Source organism: Natronolimnobius baerhuensis, assembly GCF_002177135.1.
In the GTDB taxonomy this organism is placed as follows: domain Archaea; phylum Halobacteriota; class Halobacteria; order Halobacteriales; family Natrialbaceae; genus Natronolimnobius; species Natronolimnobius baerhuensis.
The window spans coordinates 1,179,912-1,193,518 of the sequence record NZ_MWPH01000002.1; the positions used below are offsets into that span (position 1 = coordinate 1,179,912).

Sequence of the window (13,607 nt, forward strand, 5' to 3'; positions counted from 1 at the left end):
TTATGCGAATTGATTATAAACGCTGTACGCCACAGCACCAGCACCTGCGATAAACGCAAATCCGATAGCTTGTTCTGGGGTTCCTTCCGGAATTCGTGAAAGAACATCTACACCGAAATTTAGTTGGACACCAAGTGCTGCACTACCTACACCGCCGATGGCTTTTCCAGCCGTATCAAGTATATTATCACTCATAATGCGTATTATACTACGCATTATAAGAATAAATGTTTACTGACTATTAGGGTAGGAAAACAACTCGAGTATGGAAACTTCGTGGAAACATCGAGAATGGAAAGAACGTGCGTGAAAGCGGGCTAGCGTGAATAATACGCCCCCACCGAGTAGAACTCAATATGTTCGAAACAGATTGAATATGATATGTTATCTAACTTATCACCTCCATGCCATAATAGACACTCAATCCCTAAAGGGATTGTCACGACAGGGAATCTGAACGACAGGGCCGCACCGCCCGACAGACCGCACCGCAATTTCGATTAAGATATGAAAATCAAATCCTGCTTAGACAGGGTGGAACCCCACCTCGTGGAGACCTCCCGGGAAAGTCAATCTCGTGGAGAAGTGTTGGTAAGAGAGCTAGGACACGGAAGGCTACAGAGCTATGTCACACGGGGTTAGCTGTACAACATGACATCATAATCTGAACCGAAATTCGGAAACCTGTCACTCTGAAGAAGACCCCGATGCTGCGCAAGCTTTAGATATTCAAGACGGTATCGATGGGCACACATATTCTCATCCTCATGGCCGCTGTAATACCCATACCCACCACACGAACAAGACTTAGACACTGCTACAAACCGTTCTCTTTCAACATACTCCACAGTCCACCTCGTGTTTCCCCTATCTCTCTTTACATCAGTGTAGACTTGATGTTTGACCACTTCTTGTTCTTGTAGCTCGTGGGACTCTTCTTCCTGTTCTTTCTGTTCAGAAGTCCACTCATCTGAATAACTATCAACCATACTACTAACTACGTTGTCAAATCCTATTGGCTTGTTCCTCGTGGACCCCAGACTTGCTGTGCGCTGCCCACCGCTCGTGGAAAGTCGGTCTGGCTATAGCTCCCCTGAACCCCCAGTACTGAACTAGAGCTGTTATTCACTCGTGTCTCTACCAGAGTTGAACCCCCAGTATTCTAACTGCATGAACTGAACCCCAGATGTTATTGTAGATAGCCCGGGGTTCCATATGCGGTGTCGTTCCAGAAGTCGTAGACTTTCAAAGTCTATCTCGAAGTCTGTTATTCGAAGTCTTCGGAAGTCTATGAAAGGGTGTTTCCAAAGTGTATCGAAAAATAAGGGCCTTAAAAAGTATTTCAAAAATCACGCTGGTGCAGGAAGCCGTTTTAAATCTCTCCGAGGAATTTCTTTGGACGGGTACTCCGTCCAGTCAGCCCAGTCAGCCTGTTCTACTTGTTCTCTCGTCGCTAAGCCGATGAACTCGATACAATCTTCCATGTGAATAATCGCCATAAGGTAGCGGTCTGCGTGTAGTTCTCCATCCCGCATTCGGACAGGTAAGTCCGCTTCGTCGGGGAGAAGTCCCTTCGAGAACAGACGAACTGTATCCCGTGCCTTGATTTCTATCTTGTGCTGCTGAGACTCATTTTTAAGTTCATAATCATACTCGTAGCCCTCATACTCGGACCAGTCATAGTAGTCTTCGTAAATCGGGAAAAACTCTCTTTCAGCCGCTATCTCCACCATTTTACCACGCCATGCATCTATTTCAGCCACATTATCATCCCGTTCTCCAGACCTGTCTGGGCTGTCCATTCGTTCCTTCGCTTCTTTCTCTAAATCAGCTGTGATAGGCACTCTAATTCTCATTTTCAACACCTCGCAGTTCATCATCAGTTAAAATCTCTTCAGCAGGGTCTTCGCCCCAAAGGTCGATAACTTCATCCGGGTTCTTGATGCCCGAATCTGGTGATTCTGAAGCACTCATTCTTCTTCACCCTCGTTATCCTCATCATCATTAGAATCGTCCGAATCAGACGGCCAGACGCCTTTATCCAAGACCGCACGTCTACGACGTGCATGATACTGATACTCAGACATTAGAGACCACCTCAGCATCATTTTCAGGAATCATAATCGAATCCCAGTCGCCCGAATTCTGTTCTATCGCCCGTTCTACCACAGGTTTCAGGTTTTGTTTAACCATGTTATAGTGAATGATATATTAGAATAAAGGTGTACCCCTAAGACGACCGTATTAGGGTGAGTTCAGAGAACACTTTTATGCGTGCACGTACTAGTAAATAACATGGAAGAAATAACACCCAGAGACGATGCATGGGACACAGCACTATACACAATCGCAAAGGAAGGTTCTATCACAAGTACCGAAATCGCACGACAGACAGATATAAGCACGAAAACAGCAAACAGAGTCTTGAAATCGATGGAGGCAATGGGCTACGTAGAGAGAGAAACAAACCGACATCACACGTTCTATCCTTCGGATAGATTAGAATTAGTGTGTGCGTTTATGAGTGAATAGCCTACCTTTTGTGTTCCCCTTAGCACATCATTTATATACCACCAGTTATTTTATAGACATGTATGAGTTCGAAACAGAACTATGCTGAAAGAATAGACGAAGAAAGTAGCATCGAAACACGAGTACCAATCCGCTGTACAAATGAACACTGCAATGGACATACACCAGAAACCATCCCAAAGTCGAAGTTAGAATACGCACACTGTCCGTCCTGTGAAGGAAACATCGATGAACAAACAGGTTCGTTATCTTGGAAAGAAAGCTATGAACACTTCCAGAAATCGCAAGACGGAAACGGAGTAGACGAGGAAAAAACACGATTTCATGGGATGGATGACGACCATGTAGAAGTCATCCATGAAGATGAAAATAAGATAGTAATTCGAATCCGACACATGCAAATGGTCGAAAAAGCGTTTGAAAGCTACACAGTATCTCGAATAATTGAATTCGACAACATCGATGGGACAGAAATCATACTCAAGCGAGGTGATGACGAATGAGGTCATACGATAAAAACGATTACCGTGGTATGGGGCTTACAGATGCTGAAATCGACCGAATCGTAGACCAAGTAATGTCCATGTCCCGGTGTCGTGACGCACAAGGTCGATTCGACCCCGAAGAAAGTGCCGACCACCAGTTGGAGTTTGTCCCCGGAACCGACGTTGCTGAATAACTCTCTTTTTTCGCCCGCAGTTGTTCTCCAACTTCAAAATAGACACATAGACGTGTCTATTCAGTCCATATACAGACCTTCACCCAATGGTGAAGGGTTTCCATCAGAATAACTTGAAAAACGTATTAGAAAGGAACCTCGAAGAGTTACTACAACTGACGTTCGATTGAGTTTTCGAATTGGCTATGATATGCATCAACCTGCCCAATATATCCTAATAGATGGTCTCCAAACGAAGCGTATTCACCATTGTATACATCTACGGTGAGTAGGTCTCCAGACTGACTAATTACTTTATCCATGACCTTCAACCCTCTCTTCTGTTCTAAGTTATCTCCATTTCTGACGGTCTTATGCACGTCTAACGCTAACATCAGCATGTGTTCGGCAGCTTGTTCATCAGATACATGATACACTGTGTTAGACCACTCATCATCGATATCAGCGTAATCTGCTAGAGTCGAATAATTGCGTCTGTATGCCTTATCCGACGCCGTATCATCTAATTTTGCGAAATTATTCTCAATATCGGTTTCGACCAAATCATCCAACCATTCACCATGATTGTTGAATGGTGAATCAATCATATGACGGCGAATTATGGTGTTAGCGATATCGTTTGCGCTCCCCTTCGCATACCCTACTTCATCCATGATGTAGTTTCGAACCTCTTTCTTCGTCCATGCGTTTTGGGACTCTCCTCGGAGTGCTGCGTAGACCACTTCGTCACGGTCGATACCTTGGACTCCTTTAATTAGGCTGATATCATACTCGGCAGTGTCGATTGCTTCTCCTTCGTTAGCTAGTTGGAGAAGCTCTTCTAGTTCTTCTTCATCAACTTCAGAACCACCCACCCCTTGAACAGAAAAAGATGCTTGCGAAGATGCCTCTTCATTTTCTTCCAGCATTTCTTTGATTTCGCTTATCTCTGTTTTTATCGACTCTTGGCGGTTGAAATCACTAATTAAGCGGTCTACTACCCTACCTTGGTCATAGCTACTTCCATACCATTCTTCAGCTTTATCTTCGATAAATTCTGCACTTTCAGCCTTCATGTTTAGCGTTTTTCTGTCTTTACCCTTCTTTTCCTTACTTACTTCATTACTATCTTTATTCATACTACATATAACTAATATAACTAGTACCCTATATATTTTACTCCAATTTGATGCAAATTATATAATAATTGTTAATTTATTAACTATAACTAACTACTACAACAACTACAACTACTGCTATAACTACTACTTCACCTTTCTCCAACAGTTACTAATCGCATTACGTAGTTAGATTGGTCAATTCTAACTAAGCTTTTCCACTCTTTATACTCTCTTCGTGAAGCGTATTTTTTCGTTCAGGGGTGGGGTGAACAAGCAGTCTTCAACTATGCTTTATCAAAAATAATATTTCTATGTTCTTTTTCGGAGACCTTGTTTTTTCGTTCAGGGGTGGGGTGGTTCTAGACCCCCCAATTTGGCATTAAATCTGTTCTTGAATAGATTACGCTGTCCCCGTCTGGTGGTTATCAGTGATGTTCCGTATAGAGCGGTTCGAAATGCAGTCTAACAAGCTGTCCGCACTCTGGACAGACTAGGTGTATCAGGCTGTTTTCTCCTGCTTTTGGCTTCATAGCGCCATCGCAGTAGCTATCTAAGCAGTCTTGTTCGACCTCGTTCCAGTCCCGGGTCTCGCACATGATGTGTAGGTAACAATCTGAAACAGGATATACTGTCGAATATATTTCTCCAATTCTTTGTTGCACTAAACCATTATTCTTGTAGCACATATTACATAATATGTCTTATAGAGCAGATATTGAGGTTAAGGTTGAACAGATACTGAACACGCACTATATCGACCACCATGGGAACGAATATGAGTGCAAAAAGTGCGGGAAGAGAGTGTATTGCGGGGATACACGAGCTTCACGCCAAGAGTTCTATGAGCATCAAGCGAAGCACAATATGAACCTCATTTAGATGGTTTTCAAAGGATACCGTATTCATAAGCAACATGAATGAAGTAAAGAGCGTAGAGAATCAGCGAATAGTATATGTAAAGCTTGGGTGAGGCAATGTCTGTAAATGGAGTTTGTCCGTATCGTCCGTACAGAAACCGGAGTGAGACAATGAGATAGTTAACGGCGATTGCGAGGAGTGTTCCTTCTACTATGATAGATGTTATCTCGGGGTTTGTCACTCTTGAAGATAGGAGATAAAATCCTACGAAACTGAAAGAGAATATTGTGAGAAGACCTAATGCGGCAAAAGAGGTTCCAATCAAACTTAGAACACGGTCTCCCCAACTGACTTCGGAAGGTGTTTGACGGTGAACTGTTGGAATGTCACGTACTTCTTCCGGCCATTCTGATTTTGGAAGTAACGACGATGATAGAGATGTCTTGGAAATGTAAAGGGTGATTCGTCCCAGTATCGTTCCTCTGTGTTCCAGATGCTGTTTATAAGAGTATATGCAAATCAACAGGAAGAAATCACGGAACATCATTTCGTATAAAATGACAAAACCAAGGCAAAAGACGACCGCATATAAGAGACTCAGTGTGGATGGTCGAGGATTAACGATTGGTACATGGGCTTGAGTAGCACTTCCAAGTACGAGTACCAAATAGAGTAGTCCGAAAGCGGTTGATATGACCAATAGAGGCGTTGTACTTCGAAGAAGGTCTTTTGAATAGGGATTCAGGGACGCCATTCTACGAACGAGTGTTATAATTAGTAGAAGAAATGCCGAAAAGATAGCAACAGGATAGAGTGGAGTACTTACATTGGGAACGAAAAGTAGGGCGGTTGCAAGAAGTGCAGCGAACGTAATTTCGTATCCAATGGCTGATTCTTTGTCGATTTCAATGTGGTTGTCGAACGAGAGATTAGTCATCAAGCAAGTAATTGAATCACTGAAGTATAAAATCAGCTAAGAAATTTCCATAGGCTCTATTTGAGTTTAGTTAACTATTCAGCCCACCACATCAACATCATCATCAGGAAGTTTACTAATAGAAATATTATCATCAGAGTCAGAAGTGTTCTCTAAGAGTAGCGAAATGGTGGTGCGTGGCTCTTCTCCGCCTTTAACTGTAGATTCAATTATTTGTGTGACTTTCCATTCATTATCGTTGTAGTTGATTGTATCTCCAACTTCGATATCTTGTGCATCTTTTCTTGCCATATCGAAATGTGAATCCGCAGTCACTTGTAGGTAACACTGGCTGTAAGAGAATTATTAGATATAATAGATATCGTCTTTATCAACCGAATGCCATTGGTATAAGACTATAAACCTCCTGAGCAGGTCCCGACCTTGTATCGAGATGGTCAATGGATTCAAGCACCGCACGACCTCCAGTGGTTAAGTCATCAGCGAAGTAGTGGTCTGATTCACATACCTTCTCAGACCATTCTGAGACAAGTGTAGCTGCGATACCTTCTTCCCTGTGCTCATTACGTACGTATAGTTGTGACAGTATTGGCCCTTTGTCGTGGTCTTCCCACGTAAGGTATCCTGCCATCTCCTCATCTTGAATATAACAGAGGGCGTGCTGGTATTCATGCTTGTACGTGCTGACAACATCATCTGACCATCTGGGAATTTGTGAAGCGGTGAGCACAGCGTCTTGAACCCGGGTTGAGCCGTGAGGTGGGTGATGAATGGCGAATGCCTCATCCTTTCCTATCTCAACAATTGACTCTGAAGTGGAGTCGCCACCAAGAAGCCAATCTGCGGAGAAGAGTTTATTGAACGATGCTTTTCTGCCTTCTCGGTATCGTCCGTAAATTTTGTGGCAGTCTTTGCACGAGACGAGCCGGAATTCCTGCTCACCAAAACTTTCGCTAAGTTCAGAGTTTTCGCTCTCTACCAGAACCTTGTTTGAGGAGATACGCTCGCATCTACAGTCGTCTGGTTCAATGTCTGGTTCTTGGTTCATTTCCCCAAAAGCATTCATGAAATAAGATGACCCTGTTATATCTTCCACGTTTGAGATATATTCTGATTTTAGTTGCGAGATGCGCTCGCCATCAGGCATTGGAAAGAAAACAGAGTATAGTTCGTTTTTGCGGTACTGGGCAAATGGTTCTGATGATAGTTTATGCTCATCAAATATCTCCCACGAACCCTCATTCAAGTGTAATAAAATACACCTCTTATCGCTAACAATGATACTACCGATTCGTTTCTTATTGAACTGTTGTTGGTGTTCCACCGGTACCTCGGCAATATGGGTTTCATCTTTTCTCAGCACACTTTCGGTGAAGGACATCGTATATACACGTGAAGTGATAGAATATAAACTCAATGCTGTCGATGAATCTCTTCTATATATAATAGAGAAGTGAAGTTATCTCTCTCAGAGCATCTCAGCAGAATATGTCTGTCAGATATTATCTAAGTAATCTCTCCGTTGTTCCATCTTTTCAGTCTGTGAGCGGCGGTCGTAGTGCTTTTCCAGAACATCTTCGCTCACGTCCGCTCGGTCTGAGACCATTTTCTCTGGCATGTCCTTTCGCAAGAAGTGTGTGATGGAACCACGACGGACGGCGTGCGGACTTACGCTGTCGTCGCACTTGTGGGATGTTTTGCCGTCTGATTGGCTATTGCACTCTTCGGTCTCGCACTCGTCACCTCTGAAACTCGGACACGTGAGAGTGTAGCACCAACGCCGCATTGTGTTCCTGTGAACCCGCCCTTGCTTACTGGAGAAGAGTGGTTCCCTCCCGTGTTGGTCGGTGTTGGTAATTCTATGATGTTCAAGGTAGTCGTCTATGATAGCACAGGTCTCGTCTGAGAGTGCTACTGGTCGTTCTCCGGATGGTCCGTTTTTCAGATTAGTTCCGTCCCGTTCTCGGAAATGGATGAATTGGTCGTCACTATCGTAGTCGTCCACGTCTAGGGAACGGAGGGCACCCACACGGGCGCTTGTTCTCCATGCAAGAAGGAACCAGACGTGTTCGACTGTGGCGTAGTGATAGCGGTCCAGTGTTTCTAGAATCGCTCTGGCGTTGTCCTCAGAGATTTTTCGGCTATTCACTTCGTCTGACCGCTTCATCTTCACGCTCGGTACTGATTCACATAACTCTGAATCCACGATTCCAAGCCGTCCAAGATAGCGAAGGAACACACGGAGGGTGTCTAACTGCCCTTTCAGGGCAGATTTCGAGAGGTCGCCGTCTTTCCGCCTCCAATTTTTGTATCGCTCTACGTCAAGCGGTTTGAGTCCACTGAGGTCTTCTATGTTATTCTGGCCACACCATCGAACGAAGTGGTTTAGCCGATATTTGTGAGTTTTCAGGGTTGATTCTCTGACTTCGCCTTTTCGTGATTCGAGATACATGCTCTGGCATTCTTCTGGGTCCGGGTTTCGGCTCATTGTGAAACTCCGGAATCGCCAATTGGGTCCGAGGTCGGTGGCGAGCAGGCCCGGAGGGGCTGCGAGGTAAACTGAGGTTCTGAAACTTTGTTTCAGGTTCTCAGGTGTGGTTCGAACCCGCCCGAGCCCACTATTGCTGGCGCGAACAAATTCGTGAGCGCCAGCACTGTGATGCGAGGGCGGGTCGAACCAGACCAGTCGCAGCGGCCGAACGAAGTGAGGCCGACCGTCTGGGCGAGGTTCGAACCCGCTCGATCCCACCACCCTAGCACTCACTCGAGCAGTCAAAAGTACCAGTTCAAAATCGCTGCCCTCGAGCCCCCATCACCTCGAGACTGAGCCCACCGCTCACAGCGACTCGACAGGCGAAACCAGCGCTATCGTCGACTCGAGACACAGCTACGATGGGACTGCTGTGTCAGCGACACACGCCATCGATAGCGCAGGGAGTGCCGTACCGATAGTCCGCCACTACCGGCGGCAAAACGCACTCACTGTCGGTTGAAGAAACGACAACTGATGACGGCGACAGTATGCGGCACGAATCATCTGATTGCCCGTTATTGGTCGGCCTCGAGTCCACGAGTTCGTTCTAATCAGTCGCTATCGGGGTCGATGTGGGTCTCGTCGTGGGTCGTTAGTGCTTGAGCCGGGCGACGTTCTCACGGATGGAACTGAAGAACCCATCGTCGGCGTCGGCCATGAGGGCAGCGTGCAGCGTCGAGTTCTCGGGTTCGTCTTTGATGACGATCCGGAGGTACGGCTCGAGTTGTTCGAACGCGTCGGCGAGGACGACGGTGTGGTTATCCTCGTCGTGGTCGACGACGCCTGCATCGGCCAGTTTCGGGACGTGGCACTGGACCGACGAGACGTAGACGCTCTTGTACTCGTTTTTCTCGACGTCATCTGGATCCACGTCATGCTCCCAGCCAGCGACGCGTTCGGCGAGCGACGAGAGTTCGATTGGGTCTTCGCGGCCACGAAGCGCATAGAGGAGGTACCGCCGCCGACGATTGGCGAGCAACTCGAGGATCGTGTCAGCTGACAGTTCCTGGTCTGTCTGACTCGAGGTAAGGGCTTCCATAACATGGTGTTACTCCCCAGAGCGGAAAAGGGTGTCTTGAATATCTGAAAATCCGACAAGCGCATACTACCGACGAGAAATCGGACCGTATACGAGAGTACACCATAGTTACGCAACACGTGAGCAGAGTATGTGAAGAGATAGCACTACTCTAAGACACACAGTCGAACAGCAGGTCAGATTCGAAATCCTTTTTTATACGATCAACCGAGGTTTGGGTAAGCCGCCTTAGCTCAGACTGGGAGAGCACTCGACTGAAGATCGAGCTGTCCCCGGTTCAAATCCGGGAGGCGGCATACTTTTCCGCGAGGCAATTCGTCGAGCAGAAGGTATCCAACCGACCGGTTTGAACCCTGGAAGTCACGCGCAACGAGTGTAGCGAGTGAGCATGTCTTCCTCCGGTTCAAATCCGGGAGGCGGCATACTTTTCCGCGAGGCAATTCGCGAGCCGCAGGTATGCATTCTGACCGGATTTGAAGGAGAGGACGCCGAGCGTCAGCGAGGCGTTCGCGTGGTTCAAATCCGGGGCATCGTGTGAGGCCTCGAGCAAATCACCACTCCAACCAGAACGAACCCAAACGGTTACTCGTCGATCTCGAACGTCGTGATGACGGCCTCGTTGTCAGGAGTAGCGTACGAGGCGATCACGGCATACTCGCCCGGCCCCTCGACAGTACAGGAATCACCGACAGCCTCGAGTGAGCCGTCACATGCCTCAGTTGTGTCCGGGCCAGTAACGGCAAAGTCGTCTGCGCGGTCGACTGCGACGAGGGTAATCGACGCCGTCTGGGCGTCCGAATCGATGTCGACAGAGAGGGCGGCCTGTGGCATTGCGACTGTCGTGTCCTGCTCGTCCTCGAGAGCCCACAGTCGCCATGCCTGTTCGTGTTGTCGAAAGGTGAGTTCGACTGTCGCTTCCTCCGCGTTCTCGCGCTCGCCGCTCGAGTCGACTGTAACCGTCCAGACAGCCTCGAGAACGACTTCATCCTCGTCCTCCTCGAGAACGTCCAGTTCGTGTGAGGTGATGCTGGCCGCGATAATCGCGTCACGGTCGAGGTCCTCGGCGATGGGTGCGTCCGGGTGTAACTGGTCGCGTGCTGTGTCTACATCGTCGTTCGTCACGGCAGTCACAAATGTGTCGACGACCGCTGTCGGTGAGCGAGGCTCACTCGAGTCCGCCGGATCGTCCTCGGTTGCGTTGCTCGAGTCGTTCGAGGTGGTTGTGGTGTTCGAGTCGGTGTCATCGGTCGTCGCAGCAGGTTCGCCTGCCTGCGATTCAAGGCAGCCAGCGAGCGTGAGACCGGTGGTGCCAGCCAGCACCAGGAGGGTGCGTCGATTCATACTGACAGTCACGAGTCAGGACTAGTGATTGTTCCGCTCTTGTTCGCCACGTAGGCAACGGCGACCGTTCGGAGTTAGCGTAGCGTGAGTCGACAGGAAACCTCGGAGTCGGCACGCGGGGCAGGTCTCAGCACGCTCAACATAACGCCCGCGGTGCAAACGAACGGTTAACAGCTATCCGGCTGCCGTCCATAGGTGTCCGTGTTCACAATGGAAAACGAGAGTGACACATTCGAGATTGGCGAGACGACGATTCATCGACTCGGTTTTGGCGCAATGCGTCTCTGTGGTGAGGAGATCATCGGCTCCCCAGACGACGAGGACGCCGCACACGCTGTGCTCGAGCAGGCGGTCGAGTCCGGAGTCGACTTCATCGATACGGCGGATTCGTATGGACCGGGCGTCAGCGAGCGACTCATCGGAGAAACGCTGGGTGACCGAGAGGATGTGTTGGTCGCGACCAAGGCAGGCTTGCTCCGCAATCGCGAGGGCGAGTGGCTGGCCCACGGCGAACCGGACTACATCCGCAATCAGGTGTTAGCATCGCTCGACCGGCTCCGAACTGACACCATCGATCTGTATCAGTTCCATCGGCCCGACGACGACGTTCCCTACGAGGAGTCCATTCAGACATTCGCCGAACTGCAGGATGACGGCCTCGTCGATCAGGTCGGCGTGAGTAACGTCTCCGTCGAGCAACTCGAGACCGCGCGCGAACACGTTGATGTCGCGACGGTCCAGAACCGATACAATCTGGCGGATCGCTCGAGTGCGGACGTCCTCGAGGTCTGTGAAGACCACGGCATCGGCTTTATTCCGTGGGCACCGATCAACGGCGACGACCTCGACGAACACGGCGAGACGCTCGACGAGATTGCCGATGAGCACGATGCAACGCGCCGGCAGGTCGGTCTCGCCTGGCTGCTCGAACGCTCGGACGTTATCCTGCCGATTCCGGGTACGTCCGATTCAGACCATCTCGAGTCGAACATCGCTGCCTCACAGCTCTCGCTTTCGGATGACGAAGTGAGCCGATTGACTGCTCTCGAGTCGTAGCTCACTCGCGTTACTCGAGGAGGTGTTCGCGCCAGAGACAGGGTCGGAGAACGAAATCGTAGCCGGTCGTATCTCGGACGTTTGCGAGGTTCGCTCGGAGGTGTGCCCACTCGTGCTCTAGCAGATCGATCTCGTCGCCAGACCCCATCACACCCGTATTTTCGGGATCGCTATCGTGTGGCAGCGCAAGATGAGAGAGTTCGTGCAAGACGAGGCGCGCTTCCTCGAATCGGTCGTGGCGCTCGGCAACGACGGCGCGATTGCCGGCGCTAAACCCATTGACGTAGCCGTCGATTCCCGCGCCGAGAGTCTCGAGCCAGCGGCTATAGATTCGCTTTCGGCGGTCGGGGTCGATGGTCGTTCCGGGAATAACGACCAACTGCAGCGCCGTGTCTTTGATGTCGGATTCAATTTCGTCGCTGTAAAAACTCCGCCTCCCCAGTAAGAGGTCCTCAACTGAGCATCCATACCGGTCGTCGACAGCCTCGAGATCGTATCGATGCGGATACTCGAGCCACTGTGCGTGGATGCCATGGTCGCGGAATCGGTCGATGACCAGTCGCTTCGTCGTCGAGAAGAGTTCCGTCGAGCCGACGTATCGAACGTCGATCAGTAAGTCACGCCGCCCAGTCTCGAGTGGGTCGACCTGCTCCGGGCCGTATATCGACTCGAGGTGGCGCTGAAAGGACGTGGACTGTTTCTTCCGGGTTGGAATGCCATCGCCATCGTCGTCCATCCACCCGGTGACCGTGCCGCTCGTGGTTCCGAGCAGAGAGACGCTGCTGAGGGCACCGACCGAACTGAGGACCGCTCGCCGGGAGGATGTGTCGTCGGAGTCACCATGGCAACGGTTCCCCATCTCATCCCGATAGTACGACTAGAGTGAGATAACTATCGGCCTGAAATACGCCATGCTTTAATTGTGTTGGGGGGTGCTCGAGGTAAGTTACCAGTAGATGGCTCTGTTGAAATCCTATTCTTTAGAGATGTATTTACGTGAATCTACTGCACACTACACATTCGAATATAACGGTGCGTTCAGTGCGGTAGGAAAACATATGTGCGCACAGTATGTGACACTTCTTATGAATCAGGCTTCCACTGGGTCACACCCATTACTGGGTGCTGACGAGCGGACACGGATTCTTCGGTCGTTTCTGCTTTCGCTCGCTCTAACCCCGGTATTACTGATGATCGAGCCTGCCCGTCGGATTGTTTCGCTTGAGGCAACGCTAGCGGCTATTACAGTAGGTATATCTCTCGGGATTGTGGCAGCCATTGGACTGGCCGACATCAACCTTCAGAATGCCAACAGCGTGACGGCATCAATTGTAACCCTTGTTTGTATCTGTGGGGCCACCATCGCTGTGTGGTTGATTTTGCCCCACCAACATATCGGGGCGTTACTTCAGTTTACAGTCGCGTTCATCTGGGCGATGCCCATTACTCAACTGCTTTATTATCGCCTCTGGGCACCCGAACCCAGCTAAGGGCACGGTTACCTTCCTGATACTCCAACGCCCTGAACTGGT

The 13,607-nt window shown here is 49.2% G+C and carries 17 protein-coding genes and 1 tRNA gene; 6 read left to right on the forward strand and 12 right to left on the reverse strand.

The features are described from left to right. From B2G88_RS19135 to B2G88_RS20080, 4 genes are all read right to left on the reverse strand, one after another. Positions 1-195 (reverse strand): hypothetical protein, encoded by a 195-nt coding sequence (locus B2G88_RS19135; protein WP_140408854.1) that lies wholly within the window; start codon positions 193-195, stop codon positions 1-3. A gap of 443 nt (positions 196-638) precedes the next feature. Further along, positions 639-989, reverse strand: coding sequence for a hypothetical protein (locus tag B2G88_RS19140; protein ID WP_140408855.1), 351 nt, complete (start codon positions 987-989; stop codon positions 639-641). 360 nt (positions 990-1,349) lie between these two features. Beyond that, the gene (locus tag B2G88_RS12180) at positions 1,350-1,880 is read right to left on the reverse strand and encodes a hypothetical protein (RefSeq protein ID WP_054862602.1); all 531 of its coding nucleotides are present in this window, start codon (positions 1,878-1,880) and stop codon (positions 1,350-1,352) included. Then, positions 1,846-1,974 carry a hypothetical protein gene (locus B2G88_RS20080; RefSeq protein WP_281253864.1) on the reverse strand — a complete coding sequence of 43 codons (129 nt, stop codon included), beginning with the start codon at positions 1,972-1,974 and terminating at the stop codon, positions 1,846-1,848. Before B2G88_RS20080 ends, B2G88_RS12180 begins: the two co-directional genes overlap by 35 nt. 321 nt (positions 1,975-2,295) lie before the next feature. Between B2G88_RS20080 and B2G88_RS12185 the strand changes: the two genes are divergently transcribed. The 3 genes from B2G88_RS12185 to B2G88_RS19150 all read left to right on the forward strand — a co-directional run bounded on the left by B2G88_RS12185 (position 2,296) and on the right by B2G88_RS19150 (position 3,211). Continuing rightward, on the forward strand, positions 2,296-2,532 hold the full coding sequence (locus B2G88_RS12185; RefSeq protein WP_087714882.1) for a MarR family transcriptional regulator: 237 nt from the start codon (positions 2,296-2,298) through the stop codon (positions 2,530-2,532). A 62-nt stretch (positions 2,533-2,594) separates the two neighbouring features. Further along, entirely contained in the window at positions 2,595-3,035 is a 441-nt protein-coding gene (locus tag B2G88_RS19145; protein WP_140408857.1) for a hypothetical protein, read from the forward strand. Next, positions 3,032-3,211 (forward strand): hypothetical protein, encoded by a 180-nt coding sequence (locus B2G88_RS19150; RefSeq protein ID WP_140408858.1) that lies wholly within the window; start codon positions 3,032-3,034, stop codon positions 3,209-3,211. The genes B2G88_RS19145 and B2G88_RS19150 overlap by 4 nt, the downstream gene beginning before the upstream one ends. 149 nt (positions 3,212-3,360) lie before the next feature. Here the strand turns inward: B2G88_RS19150 and B2G88_RS12195 are convergent, their stop codons facing one another. The 5 genes from B2G88_RS12195 to B2G88_RS12210 all read right to left on the reverse strand — a co-directional run bounded on the left by B2G88_RS12195 (position 3,361) and on the right by B2G88_RS12210 (position 9,678). Further along, complete coding sequence (locus B2G88_RS12195) at positions 3,361-4,329, reverse strand: hypothetical protein (protein WP_140408859.1); 969 nt, start codon at positions 4,327-4,329, stop codon at positions 3,361-3,363. Between the two features lie 1,855 nt (positions 4,330-6,184). Next, the gene (locus tag B2G88_RS19155) at positions 6,185-6,397 is read right to left on the reverse strand and encodes a hypothetical protein (protein ID WP_140408860.1); all 213 of its coding nucleotides are present in this window, start codon (positions 6,395-6,397) and stop codon (positions 6,185-6,187) included. A 79-nt stretch (positions 6,398-6,476) separates the two neighbouring features. After that, positions 6,477-7,487, reverse strand: coding sequence for a hypothetical protein (locus B2G88_RS12200; RefSeq protein WP_054862600.1), 1,011 nt, complete (start codon positions 7,485-7,487; stop codon positions 6,477-6,479). Positions 7,488-7,601: 114 nt separating this feature from the next. Then, the gene (locus tag B2G88_RS12205; protein WP_054862599.1) at positions 7,602-8,594 is read right to left on the reverse strand and encodes a tyrosine-type recombinase/integrase; all 993 of its coding nucleotides are present in this window, start codon (positions 8,592-8,594) and stop codon (positions 7,602-7,604) included. A gap of 637 nt (positions 8,595-9,231) precedes the next feature. Beyond that, on the reverse strand, positions 9,232-9,678 hold the full coding sequence (locus B2G88_RS12210) for a DUF7344 domain-containing protein (RefSeq protein WP_054862598.1): 447 nt from the start codon (positions 9,676-9,678) through the stop codon (positions 9,232-9,234). Positions 9,679-9,900: 222 nt separating this feature from the next. Between B2G88_RS12210 and B2G88_RS12215 the strand changes: the two genes are divergently transcribed. Further along, positions 9,901-9,974: transfer RNA gene (locus B2G88_RS12215), tRNA-Phe, on the forward strand. Between the two features lie 107 nt (positions 9,975-10,081). Here the strand turns inward: B2G88_RS12215 and B2G88_RS19600 are convergent. Together B2G88_RS19600 and B2G88_RS12220 are read right to left on the reverse strand one after the other, a co-directional pair. After that, complete coding sequence (locus tag B2G88_RS19600) at positions 10,082-10,228, reverse strand: hypothetical protein (RefSeq protein WP_176393228.1); 147 nt, start codon at positions 10,226-10,228, stop codon at positions 10,082-10,084. Positions 10,229-10,260: 32 nt separating this feature from the next. Next, positions 10,261-11,019 (reverse strand): hypothetical protein, encoded by a 759-nt coding sequence (locus tag B2G88_RS12220; RefSeq protein WP_087714884.1) that lies wholly within the window; start codon positions 11,017-11,019, stop codon positions 10,261-10,263. A 210-nt stretch (positions 11,020-11,229) separates the two neighbouring features. Here B2G88_RS12220 and B2G88_RS12225 point away from each other — a divergent pair, with 210 nt between their 5' ends. Beyond that, positions 11,230-12,075, forward strand: coding sequence for an aldo/keto reductase (locus B2G88_RS12225; RefSeq protein ID WP_087714885.1), 846 nt, complete (start codon positions 11,230-11,232; stop codon positions 12,073-12,075). A 10-nt stretch (positions 12,076-12,085) separates the two neighbouring features. On the opposite strand, the gene B2G88_RS12230 is transcribed toward B2G88_RS12225, so the two are convergent. Next, a complete protein-coding gene (locus tag B2G88_RS12230; RefSeq protein ID WP_087714886.1) occupies positions 12,086-12,934 on the reverse strand; it encodes a hypothetical protein in 849 nt (282 codons plus the stop codon). 97 nt (positions 12,935-13,031) lie between these two features. Between B2G88_RS12230 and B2G88_RS12235 the strand changes: the two genes are divergently transcribed. Continuing rightward, complete coding sequence (locus B2G88_RS12235; protein WP_140408861.1) at positions 13,032-13,565, forward strand: hypothetical protein; 534 nt, start codon at positions 13,032-13,034, stop codon at positions 13,563-13,565. Positions 13,566-13,607: the final 42 nt, after the last annotated feature.

Bases quoted from the DNA above. Each gene is read 5' to 3' on its own strand.
- B2G88_RS12225 (WP_087714885.1), top strand. From the start codon at position 11,230: ATGGAAAACGAGAGTGACACATTCGAGATTGGCGAGACGACGATTCAT.
- B2G88_RS12185 (WP_087714882.1), top strand. From the start codon at position 2,296: ATGGAAGAAATAACACCCAGAGACGATGCATGGGACACAGCACTATAC.
- B2G88_RS19135 (WP_140408854.1), bottom strand. From the start codon at position 195: ATGAGTGATAATATACTTGATACGGCTGGAAAAGCCATCGGCGGTGTA.
- B2G88_RS12220 (WP_087714884.1), bottom strand. From the start codon at position 11,019: ATGAATCGACGCACCCTCCTGGTGCTGGCTGGCACCACCGGTCTCACG.
- B2G88_RS12200 (WP_054862600.1), bottom strand. From the start codon at position 7,487: ATGTCCTTCACCGAAAGTGTGCTGAGAAAAGATGAAACCCATATTGCC.
- B2G88_RS12195 (WP_140408859.1), bottom strand. From the start codon at position 4,329: ATGAATAAAGATAGTAATGAAGTAAGTAAGGAAAAGAAGGGTAAAGAC.
- B2G88_RS12230 (WP_087714886.1), bottom strand. From the start codon at position 12,934: ATGGGGAACCGTTGCCATGGTGACTCCGACGACACATCCTCCCGGCGA.
- B2G88_RS19145 (WP_140408857.1), top strand. From the start codon at position 2,595: ATGAGTTCGAAACAGAACTATGCTGAAAGAATAGACGAAGAAAGTAGC.
- B2G88_RS20080 (WP_281253864.1), bottom strand. From the start codon at position 1,974: ATGAGTGCTTCAGAATCACCAGATTCGGGCATCAAGAACCCGGATGAA.
- B2G88_RS12180 (WP_054862602.1), bottom strand. From the start codon at position 1,880: ATGATGAACTGCGAGGTGTTGAAAATGAGAATTAGAGTGCCTATCACA.
- B2G88_RS12210 (WP_054862598.1), bottom strand. From the start codon at position 9,678: ATGGAAGCCCTTACCTCGAGTCAGACAGACCAGGAACTGTCAGCTGAC.
- B2G88_RS12205 (WP_054862599.1), bottom strand. From the start codon at position 8,594: ATGAGCCGAAACCCGGACCCAGAAGAATGCCAGAGCATGTATCTCGAA.
- B2G88_RS12235 (WP_140408861.1), top strand. From the start codon at position 13,032: ATGGCTCTGTTGAAATCCTATTCTTTAGAGATGTATTTACGTGAATCT.
- B2G88_RS19140 (WP_140408855.1), bottom strand. From the start codon at position 989: ATGGTTGATAGTTATTCAGATGAGTGGACTTCTGAACAGAAAGAACAG.
- B2G88_RS19150 (WP_140408858.1), top strand. From the start codon at position 3,032: ATGAGGTCATACGATAAAAACGATTACCGTGGTATGGGGCTTACAGAT.
- B2G88_RS19155 (WP_140408860.1), bottom strand. From the start codon at position 6,397: ATGGCAAGAAAAGATGCACAAGATATCGAAGTTGGAGATACAATCAAC.